Here is a 19,705-nt window from a genome sequence, read left to right on the forward strand (position 1 = left end):
GCGGCTTCCTCAGCAGGCAGTGGCAAGGCGCGCCACGCGTTCGCGTGGCAGGCTGACGCGCTGCTGGCGTTGCAGCAGGTTGAGCAGGATTACCGCGCGCTGGTCGCCGTCGTTGCACAGGAAGATCGCCTGCAGCTCGCCGTTGCCGGCCTGCACCCGCACAGGTTCACCTTCACGCAGGGTTTGCAGTTGTGGCTCGGCCAGGCGCTGGCGCATCTGCTCGATCAGCGCGTCAGGCACCGCGCAGGGCGCTGGGCCGAACGCCACCACCCGGGCCACGCCACGGGTGGAGCGGATCGGGAACCAGCTGTCGGTCGGCGCCATGCGCAGGAACAGGTAGCCGGGGAACAATGCCTGTTCAGCACCCTTGGCGCCTGCCTTCACCGGGCGGTAGCACTCCAGCTGCTGGCGGCGCAGGTGCTCCTCGGCACGCGCTTCCTGGCGGGCCTTGGTCTGGATGAGGTACCACTGTGGCTGAGCGAAATTGATGAAGGCATTCATGGTCGCGATCCTGTGCAACGTAATGGGGGTCAAGCCACGTGTTCGGTGGCGGCGCGGGCCGGCACACGGGTGAAGTCGGGCAGCCAGGCGCGGATGCGCTCGACCGGGTTGAACATCAGCACATCGATGATCGACAGGCTGGGCACAAAGGGCTCGCGCAGCTGCGGGTAGCTCAGCGGGTTCATCCGGTGGAACTCCAGGCTCATGCCGGCTGCCTCGAAGTAATCACGGTCGTACAGGCCCAGGCCGCCGATCGGGTTCAGGTAATGGCGGCCGCCTACGCACTCCAGGGTGCGGATCACCCGGTGCTGCTTGTCGGCCACAGCGCCTACCGGCAGGGCCGAAGCCACCAGGATCGGCGTTTCGATGTGCAGGTAAGCGCACAGCCCGCGCAGGGTGTGTTCCAGGTAGCGCGCCAGGTTGGCCTGCGGGTGCAGCAACAGCGGCTCCAGCAGCGCCATGACCTGCTCGCGGTACGGCGCGCGGGCGTAATGCAGGTTCAGCGTGCGCAACAGTTTGCCCATGGCCGCTTCGGCGTCGCCGGCAAGCTCCCGCTGGTTGATCGCCAGGCCGTGGGCGGCCTTTTTCAGCGGCAGGCTGAAAGTCCACGGCTCGCCGTTGCAGAGGATGCGGTTGCGGTTGATCCAGCCGTCCTTGACGTACTGCAGGTCATCGCCCAGCACGAACACGTCGGCAGCGGCGATCAGCTGGAAGTAGCCCAGATAGGGGAACCAGTAAGGCTGCATCATCGCGACGGTGTGGGTCATGGCCTGGGCTCCCTGCTCAGCGTTTGCGCGGCGAATAGTCGTAGCCGTAGGCGGCGGTGTCGTACTCGGCGGTACGGGCCTTGCGCTGCACGGCGTTGAAGATCGCGCCTTTTACCAGCACGCCGTTCTGCTCCAGGCGGCGCTTGGAAGTTTCGATTTCCTTCTCGGTGCTCTGGCCGAAGCGCGCCACCAGCAGGGTGGTGCCGGCCTGGCGGCCGACCAGGGCAGCGTCGGTGACGGCCATGATCGGCGGGGTGTCGATCAGCACCAGGTCGTAGCGTGGGGCCAGCTCGCGCAGCAGCTTGCTGAAGTTGTCGTGCATCAGCAGCTCGGACGGGTTGGGCGCGGCGTAGCCACAGCTGATCAATTGCAGGTTGTCGATGCCGCTGTCGTTGATCACCTGCGCGTTGGCGGCGCGGGCTGCCAGGGCGTCCGACAGGCCCAGCTCAGGGTGCAGGCCGAAGGTCTTGGCCAGGTAGCCCTTGCGCATGTCGGCGTCGATCAGCAGCACGCGCTTGCCGGCCTGGGCCATGATCACCGCCAGGTTGCCGCACACGAACGACTTGCCCACGCCCGGGGTAGGGCTGGTGATCATCAGGATGTTGTTGCGCGCTTCCATCATCGCGAAGTGCAGGCTGGTGCGCAGGCTGCGCAGCGACTCGACCGCCAGCTCCGCAGGCTCGGCCACGCTGAGCAGGCGCGAGCCCTCGCCCTGGCGCTGCTTCTTCAGTCGCTCCTGCTGGCGCGACAGCGGCAGCGAGGCGTACACCGGCATGCCGAGGTTTTCGATGGTCTCGGGGTTTTCCACGCCGCGGTAGAAGGCCTGGCGCAGGAACACCACTGCCACTGCCAGCAGGCCGCCGAGCAGCGCGGCCAGGGCCACGATCAGTGCACGCATCGGCTTGACCGGCTGCTCGATGTTGCTGTCGGCCTTGTCGATGATGCGCACGTTGCCGATGTTGCCGGCGCGGATGATGTCCTGCTCCTGTGCCTTGTTCAGCAGCAGGGTGTAGGTCTGGGTGGTCACCTGCATGTCACGGGTCAGGCGCAGCAGCTCTTGCTGGGTTTGCGGCAGGCCCTTGATGCGCTGCTGCAGGGCGGCCTTCTGGCCTTCGAGTTGGCTGATCTGCTGGCTCAGGGCGATGGAGGCCGGGTGCTGGCGGGTGTAGAGGCGGTCCATGTCGGCGCGCTTGAGGCGCAGCTCGGAAAGCTGGTTTTCGAAGTTGACCACCTGGTCGAGCACCGAGCGGGTTTCCAGGGTGATATCCACCGACTTGCTCTTGCTCTGGTAGTCGTTCAGGGCTTTTTCCGAGGTTTCCAGCTGCTGGCGCACCAGCGGCAGTTGCGAGCGCAGGAACTCCAGGCGCTGGGCGGCTTCGGCCGAGCTGCGTTCGACGTTCTGGCGCACATAGAGCTGGCTCACCTCGTCGAGCACGGCAATGGCCTTGGCCGGGTCAGTGTCCTGGATCGACAGGTAGACGATGCCCGAATCCTTGCCGGCTTCGGCGATCTTCAGGCGGCTCTGGTATTCCAGCGCCGTGGCCAGGTTGCGGTTGCGGGTGAGGTAGAACTCGGTGCCGGGGCGGGCATTGAGCTCGGCCACTTGCAGCTGCACGCCGTTGTTGTCCAGCTCTTCACCCACAGCGCCGTTGAGCAGCGTGTTGCCGTCCTTGTCGCGCAGGGTGAAGGTGGCGTTGTCACCGGCCACCAGCACCAGGCGCTGGCCGATGAGGTTTTCCGGCACGTTGAACGCATAGACGTCCAGCTTCTCGCCGCCCCAGGCGTAGCTGCCCAGGCCCAGCGGGGCAGGGGCGACGGCCTGGCCGGCTTCTGGGCTGAAGCGGCGCGCGTACCAGTGGCCGAAGCCTGGGAAGTAACGGGGCGTAGCGACCACGTCGAGCTTGAGGTCTTCGACCACCTTGGTCAGCACCGCACGCGACTTGATCAGCTCGATCTCGGTGGTGGCTTCGGACACCGAGTTGGGCTTGCCGCTGATCACCGGGGTGGCTTCGATGCCGATCTTCTTCGGCTCGATCTGGATCATGGCGTTGGCCTGGAACACCGGCGTTGCGGTGACCGCGTAGAGAATCCCCAGCGCGGTGCAGGCGGCGACCATCGAACCGATCAGGGCCTTGTGGTCGACCAGGGTGCGCAGCACGGTGGCGATGTCGATCCGAGTGTCCTGGTACAGCTCCAGGCCTGAACGGTTCATAGCGGCGGTCATGGGTGTTGCTCCTGGGTGGTCAGGTAGGGCAGCCAGTCGTCGACACAGCGCGACAGGTGCTCGAAGGTTTGTTGGAAGGCCTTGCGTGGCTTGCGAAAGGGGTCAGCGATCTGCAGCTCGTTCTGCCATTTGCCGATCAGAAACGCTTTGCCGCGTACCTGAGGGGCCAGGTGCTGCACCTGGGCGATCTGGGTGTTTTCCATCAACAGCACCAGCTCTGCCCAGCGCAGCATGTCGGCGGTGACCTGGCAGCCGCGATGGGCCTGGATGTTCAGCCGGGCTTCGGCCAGCACCGCCTGGGCGTGCGGGTCGGCAGGCGCGCCGACGCAGGCTTGCAGGCCCGCCGAGGCGACCTCCACGGCCTGGCCGGCCAGGCGCTCGCGCAGCATGGCTTCGGCCATCGGGCTGCGGCAGATGTTGCCCACGCACAGCACCAGCACTCTGCTGAACATGGCTCAGCTCCGCGCGGCGCGCAGTTGCAGGCGCCGGAACAGGTTGCGGGTGACGTTGCGCAGCATCAGGCCCACGGCGAGCAGCTTCTGCCCCGGCGAGATGGCGGCCAGGGACAGGCCGAAGACCTGCACCAGGTAGTGTTCGTAGAGCAGTTGGTCGCCCTGGTTGTGGTAGTAGTTGGCCAGTGCCATGTGGGTCTGCAGCGACATGTGGATCTTTCGCTTGTTCGAGCGCATCGAGAAGATGCCCCCGTCGTGGCGGCGGTAACCGCCGGGCTGGATGCCTTCCATGAACTTGCCCTTGCCGTGGCTGCCCAGCAGCGACCACCAGCACAGGTCCAGCATCGGTGCGTGCTCCAGCTCCTTGGGCAGTACGCCCAGCACGTTGCGAAAAACCGCCGTAAGGGTTGAGATGCGGCGGCCCTTGAGCAGGTCCATGCCGGTGGCGTCGCAGCGCTGCGCCTTGTCGATCTGCAAACCGTGGGTGCCGTGCTGGTCGACCACCAGGGCGTCGTGGTAGGTCAACACGTAGTCGGGGTTGGCCTCCAGAAAGTCCACTTGCTGTTGCAGCTTGGTCCGGTCGCACCAGTAGTCGTCGCCGTCGCAATAGGCGATGTAACGGCCGCGGGCCATGTTGAACAGCGCAGGGAAGCAGTACTTGCCTTGCTGGTACTGGTTCTGCTCGTGGAACACCGGGCGGATCAGGTTCGGGTAGCGCAGGGCGTACTCGGCGATGATCTCGGTGGTGCCGTCATGGGAAGCGTCGTCGTTGATCAGGATCTCGAACGGGAAGCTGGTTTGCTGGCTCAGGAAGCTGTCCAGGGTCTGGGCGATCCATGCGCGCTGGTTGTATGCCGGGCAAGTGATGCTCACTACCGGCTCGCGTGCCTGGCCCCAGGCGAGCATGATCTGCTGCTCGGTTCTGTTGCTCATCGTCCTACGCTCGGCTTGTTCAGAAGAAGTAAAAGGCGCGCAGCCATGGCGCGGTCGCTGGCCAGGACCAGTGCCAGGGTGATCGCACCGCACAGGCCCAGGGCGAACAACGAGCTGAGGCGCCCGCCGGCGATGGCCTGGTACAGCGGCTGGGTGATCAGCAGGCTGAACGCGGTTACCGCGCTGATGCGCAGGATGTCGCCCAGCCAGTGGCGGTGGATGCTCGGTGCCAGGCGGCTGTGCACCACTTGCGGCCAGATGGCGAACGACACCAGGCGCAGGATGAACCAGGCCAGTGCCGCGCCCAGCGCGCCATGGTTCTCGACCGCCAGCAACATCACCGGCACGGTCACCAGCGCCGACACCAGGCTGTACCAGACGTGCAGGCGGATGCGCCCGTGGGCGTACTGCAGGTGATACTGGAACGCGCTGGCGGCCATGATCGCCGCGCCCAGGGCGTACCACAGCAGGATCGGCGCGCCCCAGGCGGCTGCCTCGGCGTCACCGCTCCAGGCCAGCAGCAGGTCGTAGGCGTGTACGCCCATCACCGCCGCCAGCGGAAACAGCAACGTGCAGGTGAAGCGGCTGGCGCCCAGGTAAAGCTGCTGCATGTCCTGCTCGCGGGCTTCTGCCTTGAGCATGGTCATGCGTGGCAGCAGGGTCTGCACCAGCGGGTTGATCAGCATCAGGATGCCGTTGGTCATCAACGCCACCAGCGAGAAATAGCCGTAGTGCGAGAGCGACAGCTGTTCGGAGAGCAGCATCTTGTCGAGCTGGGTGAGCACGATCCAGAGCACCGAGGTGAACGACACGCTGGCAGCGAAGGGCACGATCGGCCCGACCAGGCCCCAGTTGAAGCCGCTCAGGCGTGAAGGCGCGGGCAGGCGGGCGTAGGCCTGGGAGGCGAAGATCGCCACTTCCACCAGCGCGACCACGAACTGGAATTCGAAGAACACCAGCGGGTCTTGCGACACGAACGCCACCAGCGCCAGGCCGCCGAAGTAGCGCAGGGTGGCGATCAGCACGTTGGCGCCGTTCAGCCAGGCATGCATCTCCAGGCCTTGCAGGCCGCTTTTATAGAGCGTTGCATACAACCGCAGCCCGACCATCGCGCCCATCAGGGTGATGCACTGCATCAAGGTGGCGGTGCTCAGTGCCTGGGCGTTGAGCCAATGCGCGGCGATCCAGCCGCTGCCCTGCCACACCACCAGCAAGGTGCCCAGGGTCAGCGGCAGGAAGATGATCTCGAACGAGCGCAGCAGCCAGCCGGCATCGCGCAACCCGCCTTCGGCCTGGCCGCGGTGGTGGGCGATCTGTCGCACCAGAGAGGCCGACAGGCCCACATCCAGCAATTGCAGCCACGACTGCATGACCGTGTAGAAGCCTACAAGGCCATACACCTCGGCACCCAGGTGGCCAAGGTAGAACGGCATGATCAGAACGCCCACCAGCAGTGCGTAAGCCTGGCCGGCGTAGCTCAAGGTGGTGTTGTGAACAAGCGAAAGCTTTCTGCTCATGGCGTTCTCGAAGGGGGCGGAAGGTTTAACGTGCGCCGATGAACGACGGCACGCTGACCGGCGCGTGGCTGCGCAACAGAGTGGTGGCTACCGTGCGCTGCACCTCTTTGCTCAGGCCCGGGTAGATCGGCAGGCACAGCACACGTTCGGCGAGGTCCCTTGAGACCGGCTGGATGGCTTGTGGTTGCAGGTACGCCAAAGTATCGAGCGAAGGGTAGAAATAGCGCCGCGGGTTGATGCCTTGTTCCTGCAATGCCGCGCGCGCAGCGAGCATGCTGGCGTGGTCGGGCAGGGCGATCGGGAAATAGCTGTGGTTGAGCTGTGCGCCGTCGGTGGGCGACTGCAACTGCACGTGGTCGCACAGGGTGCGTTGGTAGAAATCGGCGATCTCTTCGCGCTGGGCGAGGATGCTGTCGATGTCGTCCAGCACGGTCAGGCCCATGGCCGCGCAGAACTCGTTGAGCTTGGCGTTGATGCCCACGCCTTCGATGGTTTCGTAGTCGGCGATGCCGAAGTTGCTCATCAGGCGAATGCGTTCGGCCAGGTCATCGTCGTTGGTCACGATGGCGCCGCCTTCGATGGTGTGGAACAGCTTGGTGGCATGGAAGCTCAGGGTGCTGGCGTGGCCGTGGTTGAGCACCGACTCGCCACGGTAGCCAGTGGCGAAGGCGTGGGCGCCGTCGTAGATCACTTTCAGCGAGTGTTTGCGCGCGACCTTGTCGATGGCTTCGGTGGCGCAGGGGTTGCCGAACACGTGAGTGGCCACGATCGCCTGAGTGTCTTCGCGCAGGGCGGCTTCGATGCTCTGCGGGGCGAGGTTCCAGGTGGCCGGGTCGATGTCGGCGAACACCGGGGTGATGCCTTCCCAGGCCAGGGTGCTGCTGGTGGCCACGAAGCTGAACGGGGTGGTCACGGCCGAGCCTTCGATGCCCATTGCCCGATAGGCCAGTTGCAGGGCCAGGGTGCCGTTGCTCACCAGCACGATGTTACGCACGCCCAGGTAATCCTTCAGACGTTCTTCCAGCTCGCAGCACAGCGGGCCGCGGTTGGTCAGCCAGCGGCTGCGGTACAGGCCATCCACGTAGCTTTTGAATTTCTCGGGGTTGCCCATGTAGGACTGGGTTACGTTGATCATGCTGCTCTCCCTGCGCGAGCCATGCGCGTGTCTGGACGTCATCTATCCGGGATGTGGGGGCGTGGTATCAGGTGTGTGCGGTGTTGCTGCCGGCGCGGCCACCGGCTCGTTCGCTGGCCCGGCGCGCGCGGCGCTGGTTCAGGCGCAGGATCCAGCGGGTCAGGCCGCTGCCGGCGTGCGGGTCGGCGTAGTGAAACAGTGCCGTGGCGCGCCGGGCATCGACTGCGCAAGGCTGGTTGGCGTGCAGCGAGCGGTAGCCCCAGAACAGGTAGGCATTGCCCGGCACCATCGGCAACAGTTGAGGCTTGAGCCAGCCACGCTCGATGGCCAGGCACAGCAGCTTGCGTGCCACGCGGTTCTGCAAAAGCGCCTTTTCGATCACGTTCAGAACCACGTTGCTGCGTACGCGCCGGCTGTTGGGGAACAGCACCAGGTCGCCGCGCTGCTCGCCTTGCGTGGGAATGTGGATCGGCAGCAGCAGGGTGATGAGGGTGGCGTCGTAATGGAACGCGTTGGATTCCTTGCGCCCGCTGCCGCCCTGCACGCAACGCAGCACGGGGAAGATTCGCGAGCTTGCGGCCGCCTCGCCGGCCCCTGCCTGGTGCAGGCGAGCCAGGGTGCGCTCGAAGCCTGCGGCCTGGGCGAGCTCGGCCAGGGGGCTGCCGGCCAGAGCGTCGAGGCCGTGGTAGGCGAAATACTGTTTGTCATGGCGCTGGGCCTGGGCGTCGACATAGTCGCGCAGGCGCTGCAGCTCTTCGGCACTCACGGCGCCTTCGATCACGGCATGGCCGCGCTCGTCCATGTCCTTTGCCAGGCGGCGTGCCAGAGATGGGTCAACATCGAGTAAGAGCGACATGGCAATCCATTCCTTGGGTGAAAGTTTGACTTTCGTTAAGCACGCCGCGGCGTAATCGCCTGCCCGGCAGTGGCTGGGCTCAATAACTTGCAACTTTGAAGTTGCTTTCCAGCGGCAACAGCTCGCCGGGCTCACCGCGCGTTTAATAGGCGAGGCAAGTTTCTCTTTGGTTAATAGCGCCTCACCCTGGCGAGAATGCGTCAGGAAATCGAAGGCTGTAGGCGGCAGGGGCTCACCGAGGTTTCGTGTGATTTTATTGGATGGTTGCCCCGGTCTTCGCCGTGGGTCGAGCGCATTTATCGGCTTCGGCGAAGGTGCTGTCAAACGCTTTTGTCAAAAAAATGGGCAAAAGTCACATAACGGTGCGGTGTTGTTGTTAACTGCATGTTTTATAAGGAGAAAAACTATTTGCACAGAGTCTGTTTTCGGTTTTTTGCATACTGGCCACCCGATAGTGGCACTGGCGGGCGGCAAAGCCCCGAAAATGCTGGCCAAAGGCTTGTTCCAGGCGGAGTTCGAGCAGATTTCAGGGGAGGTTGTGCCGACGGGTCCTTGGCTATGCATTTGCCAAAATATTGACTGAGGGCAATGTGCCAGATACCTGCGCCAGAAAACTGCTGATGTTTACGACGATTCAGAGCGGCTTTCAGTGCGCAGGTCTGTGAGATAGGGGTTTTCACGTCGAGATTTTGTCAGCTCAGGCCGGTTCACTGTTGTGAGCATCAATTCCTCGTTGGCAGCGGAGCCTTCGATTCGGCTCCCTGACGGCCCGTTGACGCTGCTGAGCCCGCAATAGGCCAATCCGTTTTCCTTGCCGGTAAAGTTGGCGTAAGCGACAAAACAAGCGCTTTCCCACGCCCGCGCCCTCACCGTGACCTGGGCGACGAACTCGAAGCCTGCCATGTTTGCCGTAGGCACCAGCACCAGCTCTGCGCCAGCCTGAGCCAGGCGGCGAGTGCCCTCGGGAAATTCGATGTCGTAACAGATCTGCAGGCCAACCGACCAGCCGGCCAGCTGTGCCACCTGTTCCAACGCATCACCTTCGCTGAACTGTTCCCGATCAAGTACGCCGAACAGTTGGCGTTTGCGGTAGTTCAGCAGGGGTTGGCCATTGGCATCGAGCAGTTGGGCACTGTTGAACACATGGCCGTTTTCACCGCGCTCCGGGTAGCCATAGCACAAGGCAATGCCTCGCTTGCGTGCGATGGCGCCAGCCCGCTCGGCCATTGCCCCGTCCGCTGGCTCGGCCAGCCGCTGCACGGCCTCGGCGCCGATGTTGTAGCCGGTCATGAACATTTCCGGCAGCACCAGCACGGCCGCGCCTTGCTCGGCCGCCTGCGCCGCCTGTGCTTCCAGCCGCGCCAGGTTGCCGGCAATGTCCAGCGGCCGTGGCTCACATTGATAGAGCGCGATGCGTAGGGTGTCGGGTGAATTCACGGGTTGCTCCTGTTGCGTGGTGTGAGTGTTCGAAGCGTCGCGCGGCAAGCCGCCCTCCCATCAGGTGATCAACTGGGGCTCAGATCAAACCGTGGGAGGGCCGCTTGCCGCGCGACGGCCTATCTCAATCCGGCAGCGCAATCGGCCCCAGTTCTTCGAACACATCCCCTGGCCCCGGGTTCTCGGCATGGGTGGCGCCCCCGAAGTGCGCGATGATGCCCCACACCGCGTTGAGTGAAGTCTGCACCGCCCCTTCGACCCACGCCGGGGTCCACGAAACGTCGTCGCCCGCCAGGAAAATGCCTTTCTGCGCCTCAGGGAAGCCCTGCTGCATGAAATGCGCGTACATCCGCTGGTTGTAGCGGTAATGCCCGGGCAGTGCGCCTTTGAATGCGCCGAGGAAATACGGGTCTGCCTCCCAGGACACGGTGATCGGGTCGCCGATGATATGGCTGGCGATGTCCACCTTCGGGTAGATCTTCTTCAAGGCGTCCAAAGCCAGCTTCACGCGTTTTTCCACCGGGTACGGCAGCACTTTGAGCGCATCGCTCATCCAAGCGTAGGAGAGGCATATCACCCCTGGCTTGCCCGGCCCATGGTCGAACAGATAGGTCCCGCGCGTGAGGCGGTCGGTGAGGGTCATGCTCATCACGTCGCGGCCGGTTTCCGGGTCTTTGTCCTTCCAGAACGGCCGGTCGACCATCACGAAGGTTTTGGCCGACTGCATATAGCGGGTGCGGTCCAGCGCCATCCACAGCTTTTGCGAAAACAGCGATTCGTCACAGTCGATCTGGGTGGTCAGCAGCCAGCTCTGGCACGTCACCAGCACCGCCGGGAAGCTGCGCTCGCTGCCCCACACATCGGTGATGCGCACCTGGCCGTCGGTTTCGCGGCTGATGCGTGCAACCCCTGGCCGGCTGGCGCCGCTGTGCAGGCTGCTCAGGCTGGTGCCGGCCGGCCAGTGCGCGCACTGCTCTGGCACATGGCGCCAGAGCCCGGTGGGCACCTGTTCTACGCCGCCTACCACCAGGTGCTGATGGTCATCGCAGTTGGTCATCACCACGCGGAAGATTTCCAGCATCGAGTTGGGGAAGTCCGAGTCCCAGCCGCCGGTGCCGAAGCCCACCTGCCCGAAGATCTCCCGGTGCTGGAAACTCAGGTTGGCGAAAGAGCGCGAGGTGGCGACGAAATCATAGAAGGTGCGGTCGTCCCACAGCGGCACCAGCTCGTTCCAAAGGGCTTTGAGGCGTACGGGGTCACGTTCACGGATGGCTTGCTGGATACCGCTGAAATGCGCGCGCTCCTCGAGGGCGTCGGCCCAGGCGTCGGCCACTTCGCGAAAGATATCCGGCAGATCCTTGAGTGTTTCGGCATACCAGGTCTGCCCCTCGAGGTCGATCACGGTGCTGCCGGAGGCGCCGGTCAAGGGGTTGGGAAAGGGCTGGGTGCTCAGGCCGAGCTTGTCCACGTAATGCCAGAATGCAGTGGATGACGCCGGAAAACGCATGCCGCCCAGCTCCGCGACGATGCCGTCTGCCGCCTCGAACGGCTGTGAGCGCAAGCGCCCACCCAGGCGCGAGGCCTCATACACCACCGGCTTGAGCCCCAGCTTCATCAATTCGTAGGCGGCCACCAGCCCGGCGATGCCGCCGCCGACGATAGCGACTTCCTTGCCATGGTGCTCGGCGGGGACCTGCCCGAGGCCTGCGGGGTGCTCCAGCCATTGGTCGAAGGCGAACGGAAAGTCCGGGCCGTACAGGGTGATCGGCTTTTGCGAACCTTCGGGGTGGCGGCTGGGTTTGAGCATGGGAACCTCGCGCGGTGGGCTGGGTGAGTATAGGAAAACACCGGGCCATTCTAGGCAACGCGAAGCACGTAATTAAGACGAAAAATGCAGCGTTCTGCGGGTCTTTTTACGCAGAGTGACGATCATTTGCAGCAGAGTGACGAAATCAGATGCGACCGCGGTCGATCTTGGTGCTCAGGATGATCGACGTGGTGGTTTTCTCGACCCCTTCGATGTGCCCGATGGCGTCGAGCAGGCCGTCGAGTTGTTCGGGGGACTCGCTGCGCAGCCAGGCCACGTAGTCGAACTCCCCGCTTACGGCGCACAGTTGCAGCACCTGGTCCATGCCCTCGAGCTGTCGCAGCACTTCCTTGCCGCTGCGCGGTTGCACGGTGATGCCGACGTAGGCTTGCAGGCTGCCCTCCATCGCCTTTTGCCCAAGCCGCACGCCATAGCCTGCAATCGCGCCGCTGCGCTCCAGGCGCGCCAGCCGCGAAGTAACCGTGGTGCGCGCAATGCCCAGATTGCGAGCCAGGGTCGCAACGCTTTCGCGGGCATTGAGCTGAAGGGCGGCGATGAGTTGGCGGTCGGTGGAGTCGAGGGTCGCGATGCTGGAGTCGTTCATCTATAAACCGATATAGCAGTGTGCCGCCTATCTTAGAGAAGTCTTTCCAAAGTGTCACGGTGAGGGTGATGTAGAACTTTTGACGTGGCCGATGAACGGTCATTCGACAACTTGCGATTCTGGCGTCAAGCGGCTGGCGAGTGACAAAGTGTGAATTGATATTATTGAAAATAATATTTGCTAATTAACGGTATATTGACCTGAATTAATTTCATTTTGCCTTGGAGTATGGCCGGAATGGGTCATCGCAACGTCGAATTGTCCAATGCACGCTGGGCAGCTTTTTTATTGGTACTGGCGTGCAGTTCAAGTTTCTGGGCCAGTAGCGGTGCTGTTCAATGGATGGACAACGGGCAATACCTTGCGCAGGCGGCTGACCCGGCCAGTGCCGATCCTTCAATGCACCCTTTGTTTCAGAGATTGATGAGCTGGGCCTGGTCGCTGGGTGGTGCGTCACTGGCCGGCGCTGCCAATGCCTGGCTGTTGCTCCCTTATGCAGCTGCTACCGCGTGGCTGGGGCGTGGCTTGGGGTTGGGCATGGCGGCTGCGCTGGCAGCCAGTGCCGCGACAGTGCTGGCCCATGGTGTGTTCTGGCAGGCGACCAAGGCCAGCCCGGCGTTGCTGCTTGGGCTGTGTACAACACTTGCGTGGGCGCTGCACTGCGACCCGTTCCTGCGATTGCCTGCCATTGGCCGCCTGCTGGCGATCGGTGTGGCCGCAGGCCTCGCGCTCAGCGTGCACCCCATTGCGTTGTTGCTGCTGGCGCCGTTGAGCTGGCGGCTGTGGCGCCAGTACCGCGGGCAGGCAATGCTGGTCGTGCCAGCGGTCCTGCTGGGCAGCGCCGCCGCCTGGCCGGCGGTGCTTCAGGACTTCAGCGCAGGGTTGCCGGTTCAGGCTGTGCTGCGTCATTACCTCACCGGGTTCTCGGTGCTCGAGCCGGGCAGCGGCCGCGAGGTGGCTTTGCTGCGCTGGGACCTGGTCTGGCACGAAAAACTCGGTGATGCTGCTGATGTTCTCGCTGATCGGCCCGCAACTGGCCGGGCTGGTGTGGCGTCCGGCCAGCGATAACGCACGGGCTCTGTGGTGCGCGCTGTGGCTGGGGCTGCTGGCGAGCGTATCGTTCAACGTGTTCGACCGTTTCGCCTACTTCGTGCCCTGCGTGGGCATGGCGGCAATCCTGGGCGTGTTGAACCTGCAGGCCCGGCTGGCTGCAGGGCGGCTGACGCGTGGCGCCTTCAATGGCTCGCTGGCGGCCGGCCCGATGCTGCTGCTGTGCATGTGGGGGTTGTACGCACAGGGTGTGTTGCACCTGCCGTCGCACAAAGAGAGCCTGCCTTACCGGGATGACATCCATTACCTGATGGTGCCATGGCTGCCCGACCGCTCCGCTGCGGCCTTTGCCCAGCACTACGAAGGCGCTGCGCCGGCGGGTGCGCTGATCGTGTCCGACGAAACGCCCTTGGGCGCATTGCGCTCCGCTCAGGCGGCGGGGCTGCTGCAGGGTCGCCAGTTCGAGCCGTGCGACAGTGCCAGCGACATCGGCATGTTCGTACGTGGGCCGGGTGCTTACCTGCCCCGCACCAGCTACTGCGAGCGAATCGTGGAGCGGTACCGGCTGAACAAGCTGATGGTGGGCTACCAGCTGGAGCCGCGTTGACTCACCCGGCTAGCGCCGGGTAGCTGAACAGCGTGAAATGCACAGCGTTAATGCTCGCGTGTACCGCAATCGCACACAGCAAACCCCCATGGCGCCATGCCAGCCCGTAGCCGACACCTGCAAGGCCGGCCAGCAACACCCAGGCCGGCCCCAGCCCCAGATGCGCCAGCCCGAACAACGCACTGGCCGCTAACAGCCCGGGGCCATGGCCAACGCGCCGGGCAAGCCACCTTTGCAGGTAGCCCCGAAATAGCAGCTCCTCCACTACGCACACCAGCAGAATGTTGTTGGCAAGCCACCAGCCCGCGCCCTCGGGCCATTTCGGGCGCCCAGGCCAGCCAGCCGAGGCCAAGCGCAAGGCCGAACAGCACAGCTGCGCTGCCAAGCGTGACCGCCGCCCATGTGCCCAGCACCTTGGGCCAGCGTTGTCGAGTGGCGATGGCCGGGCATGCCAGGAGCAGCCACACGCCGATCAGTGGTTTGTCCAGGTTCAGCGCGAACGTGAAGGGGAGCGCACCGGGGCTCAGCACGGTGTCGGTCATCACCCTGGCGCTGTAGAAGCCTGGCCACTGGTGGGCGGCGAGCACGATGCCCACCAGCAGGAACAGGCCGTGGCCGGCGCTGCGGGCCATGGCCACAGAATGACGCGCCAGCAGGGCTGCCATGGCCAGCACCAGCAACGCGCCGAGTGCCTGCATGCCTAATTGGCCTTGGGTCAGCGCCAGGGCATATCCGGTAGCCAGCAGCATGGCTGGCCACGTCGTGCGCCGGGTATCAGCCTGCATTGGCCAGGTAATCGAGCATGCCTTGCGCCGCCTGGCGGCCGCTGGCGAAACAGGCGGTGAGCAGGTACCCGCCTGTAGGCGCTTCCCAGTCGAGCATTTCGCCGGCACAGAACACCCCCGGCAGTGCGTGCAACATCAGGCCGTCGCTCAGGCCCTGGCGGCAGACACCGCCAGCGCTGCTGATCGCTTCGTCCAGGGGCCGGGTACGCAGCAAAGGGCAGGGCAGCGCCTTGATTGCCTGGGCCAGGCGCTCGGGTTGGTCGAACGCGCTTTTGTCCAGCAGTTCGCGCAGCAGCGCAGCCTTGGCGCCGTCCAGTCGCAACTGGCTGTGCAGGTGCTTGGCCATGCTGCGGCTGCCACGGGGTTTTTCCAGCGCTGCGCGCACCTTGGCCAGCGGTTGTTGTGGCAGCAGGTCGATCAACAGCGGTGCCTGCCCTTGGCGCTCGATGGCCTGGCGCAGGCTGGCCGACAGCGCATAGATCAGGCTGCCCTCCAGGCCGTGCTCGGTGAGGATGGCTTCACCGCTGTGCATCGCTTGCCCAGGCAGGCCCATGGCGATGTTTTTCAACGGGCTGCCGGCGAACTTGCTCTTGAGCATATCGCTCCAGCCGCTTACCTCGAACCCGCAGTTGGCCGGGCGCAGAGCCGCGACGGGCACGCCACGCTGCGCAAGCCAAGGCTGCCAGGCGCCATCTGAGCCCAGCCGCGGCCAACTGGCGCCGCCCAGCGCCAGCAGGGTCGCAGGGGGGCTGAGCCGAAGTTCGCCCTGCGCGCTGTCGATCAGCAAGCGGCCTTGCTCGTCCCAGCCCTGCCAGCGGTGGCGGGTATGAATTTGCACGCCTTGCTCGCGCAGCCGCGCAACCCACGCGCGCAACAGCGGCGCGGCTTTCATGTCGATGGGGAACACCCGGCCGGAGCTGCCGATGAAGGTATCCAGGCCCAGCCCTCGAACCCAGGCGCGTAACGCCTCGGCATCGAAATCCTGCAGCCAGGCGCCGACCCAATCGGCCTGTTCGTAGTAGCGCTGCACGAACGCAGGCGTTGGCTCGCTGTGGGTGATGTTCATTCCCCCCACACCGGCCAGCAGAAACTTGCGGCCCACCGAGGGCATGGCGTCATGGATCGCCACTGAGTACCCGGCCTGGCTCAGCACCTCGGCGGCCATCAGCCCGGCGGGGCCTGCGCCGATGATGGCAATGGGGGAGGTGCTGGGGTGGGTGGGCATGGCGGGGTTCACTGGCTTGAAAGCCGCGCAGTTTAACCGAGCAGGCATTCCCGGTCATTGGCTAAAAAATAACCAGTGCTCTGGCGGGCTTGTGGATAAAGGGCGCGGCGGGCTTTCACAGAGGTTATCCACAGGCACCTCCACAGCGGATGGGGGTAACTTACTGGTTTTCCCAGACTTTTTTTGCCGTGTGGTGAAGGATGCCATGGCGCCTGGCTAGGGCGTGGCGGTCTTTGCTGTAGCCGCCGCCGATCACACCCATCACCGGGATGCCGCGCCCAAGGCAGCGGCGCATCACCGTTTCATCGCGCCGCGCCAGGCCTTGGTCGGTCAGGCAAAGATAGCCGAGCGCGTCGTCCTGGTGAACGTCTACACCGGCGTCGTAGAGCACCAGGTCGGGCTGGTAGAGCGGCAGCAGGTAATCCAGTGCGTCTTCCACCACTTTGAGATAGTCATCGTCGCCCATGCCGCGTGGCAATGGGATATCCCAGTCGCTGTGGGCCTTGCGCACGGGGAAATTCTGTTCGCAGTGCAGCGACACGGTGACCGCGTCAGGGGTGTCCTCGAGGATGCGCGCCGTGCCGTCGCCCTGGTGCACGTCGCAGTCGAAGATCAGCACCCGCCCGACCTTGCCGGCCTCCAGCAGATAGCGGCTGATGACCGCCAGGTCGTTGAAAATGCAGAACCCAGCCGGGTAGTCGTAGTGCGCATGATGTGTGCCGCCGGCCAGGTGGCAGGCCAGGCCATGGGCCAGCGCTTGCTCGGCGGCCAGCAGCGAGCCGCCCACCGCACGCACGGTGCGCCGTGCCAATGCTTCGCTCCAGGGCAGGCCGAGGCGGCGTTGATCATCCGGTGGCAACTCGCCGGCCATGTAGCGCTCTATATAAACGCGGTCATGGGCCAGGGCGAGGATGTCCGGCGGGCACAGGGCCGGGCGCAGCAGTTGTTCGCTGCGAGCGACCCCTGTGTCGATCAAATGATCGTGCAGCAGCCGAAATTTCTCCATGGGGAACCGGTGACCGGCTGGAAAGTCTGGGCTGTAGTCTTCGTGATAGATCAGCGGCAACGGCATGATGGTGGGCCTTGGAAACAGGCCGCTATCTTGCCACTCCCTTAGCGCTTTGAAGAACAAGGAGTGATCGATGACGCCGATCCTGGAGCTGAGAAGCCCACGGCTGCGGTTGCGCCAGTGGCGTGACGCGGACCTGGATGCGTTTTCGGCGATGTGCGCCGACGAGCAGGTGATGCGCCATCTTCCGGCATTGCTCAGCCGCCTGGAAAGCGCCGCGCTGATCGGGCGCATCCGTGGCCATTTCAATGAGTACGGCTATGGCCTGTGGGCGCTGGAGCACCATGACAGCGGCGCCTTCATCGGCCTCACAGGCCTTTTGCAGGTCAGCTTCGATGCGCCTTTTGCACCGGCGGTGGAGATCGGCTGGCGCCTGGCGCGTGAACACTGGGGCCTGGGTTATGCCAGCGAGGCGGCCGTGGCCTGCTTGAGTGCAGCGTTCGGCAAGCTGGAGCTCGACGAAGTGGTGAGCTTCACCGCCCACAGCAACCTGCCGTCGGAGAAGGTGATGCAGGCGCTGGGCATGGTTCACGACCCCGAAGGCGATTTCGATCACCCCGGCCTGCCTGAGGGCCACCCCCTCCGGCGCCACTTGCTGTACCGCATCAGCCGCGGCCAGTGGGGCGAAACCATGGGGTATGATGGCAACTTTTTACCGCTGCCTGGGAGTGCTCCATGAGCCAAGTGCTCGACGATCTCGTTCACCTGCTGAGCCTCGAAGCGATCGAGGAAAACCTGTTCCGTGGCAACAGCCAGGACCTGGGCTTTCGCCAGCTGTTCGGCGGCCAGGTGCTCGGCCAGTCGCTGTCGGCGGCCAGCCAGACGGTGGAGCCGGGCCGGCACGTGCACTCGCTGCACGGTTACTTCCTGCGCCCCGGGGATGCGGCGTTGCCGGTGGTCTACATGGTCGACCGCGTGCGTGACGGTGGCAGCTTTACCACCCGCCGGGTCACGGCGGTGCAGAAGGGCAAGCAGATCTTCACCGCTTCCATGTCGTTTCAGGGCGATGAGCCGGGCATGGAGCACCAGACCCCCATGCCGCAGGTGCCAGGGCCGGAAAACCTGCCCACCGAGCTTGAGCTGATGCGCCAGCACGAGCACCTGATCCCCGCGCCGCTGCGAGAAAAACTGCTGTGCGCCAAGCCCATCGAAATGCGCCCGGTGACCGAGCGCGACCCGTACAACCCGACCCCGGGCGAGCCGGTCAAGTACATCTGGTTTCGCGCCGACGGCCGCCTGGCACAGAACCCTGCGCTGCATCGCTGGATCCTGGCCTATGCCTCGGACTTCAACCTGCTCACCACGGCGCTGCTGCCCCACGCCAAGTCGGTGTGGCACCCAGATATGCAGATCGCCAGCCTCGACCACGCGCTGTGGTTCCACGGCAACGTGGTGGCCGACGACTGGCTGCTTTATGCCCTCGACAGCCCGTGGGCCGGCAACGCACGCGGCTTCAGCCGTGGCAGCGTGTACAACCGGGCCGGGCAACTGGTCGCCTCCTCGGCTCAGGAAGGGCTGATTCGCCATCGCAAGGATTGGGCATGAACCTGAGCGCACAGCAACACTGGGTTTTCGACATGGACGGCACGCTCACCCTGGCTGTGCATGATTTTGCAGCCATTCGGGTAGCGCTCGATATCCCACCTGAAGACGACATCCTTGGCCACCTGGCGGCGTTGCCGGCCGATGAGGCGCAGCGCAAGCATGCGTGGTTGCTGGAGCATGAGCGAGAGCTGGCGGTCGGTGCGCAGGCCGCACCAGGTGCCGTGGCGCTGGTGCGCACGCTGCATGCCAAAGGCTGCCGGCTGGCGGTGCTCACCCGTAATGCGCGGGAGCTGGCACACATCACCCTGGCGGCGATCGGCGTGGACGATTGTTTCGATGTGGCGGACATCTACGGCCGCGACGAAGCTGCGCCAAAGCCTGACCCTGAGGGCCTGCAGCTCATTGCCAGGAAATGGGGCGTGGCGCCGGAGGCGTTGGTGATGGTGGGCGATTACCGCATCGACCTCGCCTGTGGCCGTGCGGCGGGGGCTGATACGGTGCTGGTGAACCTGCCGGAAAACCCCTGGCCGGAACTGGCCGATGCGCACTACATCGATTGCGCGGCGATGCTCCAGGCGCTGAGCTAGAAGTGCCGCTCGCGGCCTGCGAACAGGTCGCGCAGGTTGCCACGGTGGCGCCAGACGATCAGCAATGTGAGCACCGCCATCGGCAACAGCGCTTCGGGCGCTTTCCAGGCCAGCAGCGGCAGGGTCATGGGGGTTGCAAGTAACGAAGCCAGCGAACTGGTGCGGCTCAGGTAGAACGCCAGCAGCCAGACGGCCATCGCCAGCAGCAAAGCTGGCGGGTAGAGTGCCAGCAGCATGCCGGCGGCAGTGGCCACACCCTTGCCGCCGCGAAAGCGGAAGTACAGCGGGAACATGTGCCCCAGCACCGCGCACAAACCGACCCAGGCCTGGCCCTGCAGCGACATGCCCAGGGCTTTGGCCAGCAGCACCGGTACGAACCCTTTGGCCAGATCGCCGAACAATGTGAGAATGGCGAGCTTGCGCCCAGCCAGGCGCAGCATGTTGGTGGCACCCGCATTGCCGGAGCCGCTTTCGCGAGGGTCGGGCCTGCCGGCCAGGCGGCTCAGAACGATCGCGAACGAAACCGAGCCAAGCAGGTAAGCGGCTGTAGCCAAAGGTGCCAGCAACCAAGACATGTGGACTATTCCGGGCGGGGACGCCCCGA

The 19,705-nt window shown here is 64.6% G+C and carries 20 protein-coding genes and 1 pseudogene; 6 read left to right on the plus strand and 15 right to left on the minus strand.

Annotation, left to right across the window (positions count from 1 at the left end; genetic code table 11):
- Positions 1-9 precede the first annotated feature (9 nt).
- From rfaH to LN139_RS24315, 8 genes are all read right to left on the minus strand, one after another.
- A complete protein-coding gene (gene rfaH, locus LN139_RS24280; RefSeq protein WP_236357651.1) occupies positions 10-501 on the minus strand; it encodes a transcription/translation regulatory transformer protein RfaH in 492 nt (163 codons plus the stop codon).
- 29 nt (positions 502-530) lie between these two features.
- Positions 531-1,268, minus strand: a complete 738-nt coding sequence (locus tag LN139_RS24285) for a WbqC family protein (protein ID WP_236357653.1) — start codon at positions 1,266-1,268, stop codon at positions 531-533.
- 16 nt (positions 1,269-1,284) lie between these two features.
- A complete protein-coding gene (locus tag LN139_RS24290) occupies positions 1,285-3,492 on the minus strand; it encodes a polysaccharide biosynthesis tyrosine autokinase (protein ID WP_236357656.1) in 2,208 nt (735 codons plus the stop codon).
- Positions 3,489-3,944 carry a low molecular weight protein-tyrosine-phosphatase gene (locus LN139_RS24295; protein WP_236357658.1) on the minus strand — a complete coding sequence of 152 codons (456 nt, stop codon included), beginning with the start codon at positions 3,942-3,944 and terminating at the stop codon, positions 3,489-3,491. Before LN139_RS24295 ends, LN139_RS24290 begins: the two co-directional genes overlap by 4 nt.
- Positions 3,945-3,947: 3 nt before the next feature.
- A complete protein-coding gene (locus LN139_RS24300; protein WP_236357660.1) occupies positions 3,948-4,877 on the minus strand; it encodes a glycosyltransferase family 2 protein in 930 nt (309 codons plus the stop codon).
- Positions 4,874-6,394 carry a lipopolysaccharide biosynthesis protein gene (locus tag LN139_RS24305; RefSeq protein ID WP_236357662.1) on the minus strand — a complete coding sequence of 507 codons (1,521 nt, stop codon included), beginning with the start codon at positions 6,392-6,394 and terminating at the stop codon, positions 4,874-4,876. Before LN139_RS24305 ends, LN139_RS24300 begins: the two co-directional genes overlap by 4 nt.
- Before the next feature lie 25 nt (positions 6,395-6,419).
- On the minus strand, positions 6,420-7,529 hold the full coding sequence (locus LN139_RS24310; protein WP_236357664.1) for a DegT/DnrJ/EryC1/StrS family aminotransferase: 1,110 nt from the start codon (positions 7,527-7,529) through the stop codon (positions 6,420-6,422).
- 67 nt (positions 7,530-7,596) lie between these two features.
- Positions 7,597-8,385, minus strand: coding sequence for a hypothetical protein (locus LN139_RS24315; RefSeq protein ID WP_236357665.1), 789 nt, complete (start codon positions 8,383-8,385; stop codon positions 7,597-7,599).
- 247 nt (positions 8,386-8,632) lie between these two features.
- On the opposite strand from LN139_RS24315, the gene LN139_RS24320 reads away from it, so the two are divergent.
- The gene (locus LN139_RS24320) at positions 8,633-8,968 is read left to right on the plus strand and encodes a hypothetical protein (RefSeq protein WP_236357668.1); all 336 of its coding nucleotides are present in this window, start codon (positions 8,633-8,635) and stop codon (positions 8,966-8,968) included.
- 41 nt (positions 8,969-9,009) lie between these two features.
- On the opposite strand, the gene LN139_RS24325 is transcribed toward LN139_RS24320, so the two are convergent.
- From LN139_RS24325 to LN139_RS24335, 3 genes are all read right to left on the minus strand, one after another.
- Positions 9,010-9,822 carry a carbon-nitrogen hydrolase family protein gene (locus LN139_RS24325; protein WP_236357670.1) on the minus strand — a complete coding sequence of 271 codons (813 nt, stop codon included), beginning with the start codon at positions 9,820-9,822 and terminating at the stop codon, positions 9,010-9,012.
- Positions 9,823-9,946: 124 nt separating this feature from the next.
- Positions 9,947-11,629: a flavin monoamine oxidase family protein gene (locus LN139_RS24330; RefSeq protein WP_236357672.1), complete on the minus strand. Its 1,683-nt coding sequence runs from the start codon at positions 11,627-11,629 to the stop codon at positions 9,947-9,949.
- Between the two features lie 145 nt (positions 11,630-11,774).
- Positions 11,775-12,233 (minus strand): Lrp/AsnC family transcriptional regulator, encoded by a 459-nt coding sequence (locus tag LN139_RS24335; protein WP_236357674.1) that lies wholly within the window; start codon positions 12,231-12,233, stop codon positions 11,775-11,777.
- Positions 12,234-12,656: 423 nt separating this feature from the next.
- Here LN139_RS24335 and LN139_RS24340 point away from each other — a divergent pair, with 423 nt between their 5' ends.
- Positions 12,657-13,301 carry a hypothetical protein gene (locus tag LN139_RS24340; RefSeq protein WP_236357676.1) on the plus strand — a complete coding sequence of 215 codons (645 nt, stop codon included), beginning with the start codon at positions 12,657-12,659 and terminating at the stop codon, positions 13,299-13,301.
- Positions 13,234-13,890: a hypothetical protein gene (locus tag LN139_RS24345; RefSeq protein WP_236357678.1), complete on the plus strand. Its 657-nt coding sequence runs from the start codon at positions 13,234-13,236 to the stop codon at positions 13,888-13,890. Before LN139_RS24340 ends, LN139_RS24345 begins: the two co-directional genes overlap by 68 nt.
- Position 13,891: 1 nt before the next feature.
- On the opposite strand, the pseudogene LN139_RS24350 reads toward LN139_RS24345, so the two are convergent.
- The 3 genes and pseudogenes from LN139_RS24350 to LN139_RS24360 all read right to left on the minus strand — a co-directional run bounded on the left by LN139_RS24350 (position 13,892) and on the right by LN139_RS24360 (position 16,972).
- Positions 13,892-14,675, minus strand: a pseudogene (locus LN139_RS24350) (lysostaphin resistance A-like protein).
- Positions 14,665-15,900: a TIGR03862 family flavoprotein gene (locus LN139_RS24355; RefSeq protein ID WP_236357680.1), complete on the minus strand. Its 1,236-nt coding sequence runs from the start codon at positions 15,898-15,900 to the stop codon at positions 14,665-14,667. The pseudogene LN139_RS24350 and the gene LN139_RS24355 overlap by 11 nt, the downstream one beginning before the upstream one ends.
- Before the next feature lie 160 nt (positions 15,901-16,060).
- Entirely contained in the window at positions 16,061-16,972 is a 912-nt protein-coding gene (locus LN139_RS24360) for a histone deacetylase family protein (RefSeq protein WP_236357682.1), read from the minus strand.
- Positions 16,973-17,042: 70 nt separating this feature from the next.
- Here LN139_RS24360 and LN139_RS24365 point away from each other — a divergent pair, with 70 nt between their 5' ends.
- Genes LN139_RS24365 through LN139_RS24375 form a run of 3 tightly spaced genes read left to right on the plus strand, consistent with a single transcriptional unit; the run spans position 17,043 to position 19,101 of the window.
- Positions 17,043-17,648, plus strand: coding sequence for a GNAT family N-acetyltransferase (locus LN139_RS24365; RefSeq protein ID WP_236357684.1), 606 nt, complete (start codon positions 17,043-17,045; stop codon positions 17,646-17,648).
- Positions 17,645-18,514 carry an acyl-CoA thioesterase II gene (gene tesB / locus LN139_RS24370; protein ID WP_236357686.1) on the plus strand — a complete coding sequence of 290 codons (870 nt, stop codon included), beginning with the start codon at positions 17,645-17,647 and terminating at the stop codon, positions 18,512-18,514. Before LN139_RS24365 ends, tesB begins: the two co-directional genes overlap by 4 nt.
- A complete protein-coding gene (locus LN139_RS24375) occupies positions 18,511-19,101 on the plus strand; it encodes an HAD family hydrolase (RefSeq protein WP_236357688.1) in 591 nt (196 codons plus the stop codon). Before tesB ends, LN139_RS24375 begins: the two co-directional genes overlap by 4 nt.
- Here the strand turns inward: LN139_RS24375 and plsY are convergent.
- A complete protein-coding gene (gene plsY / locus LN139_RS24380) occupies positions 19,098-19,676 on the minus strand; it encodes a glycerol-3-phosphate 1-O-acyltransferase PlsY (protein ID WP_236357690.1) in 579 nt (192 codons plus the stop codon). The genes LN139_RS24375 and plsY overlap by 4 nt on opposite strands.
- Positions 19,677-19,705 lie beyond the last annotated feature (29 nt).

It is taken from the genome of Pseudomonas sp. KNUC1026 (assembly GCF_021650705.1).
GTDB lineage: Bacteria > Pseudomonadota > Gammaproteobacteria > Pseudomonadales > Pseudomonadaceae > Aquipseudomonas.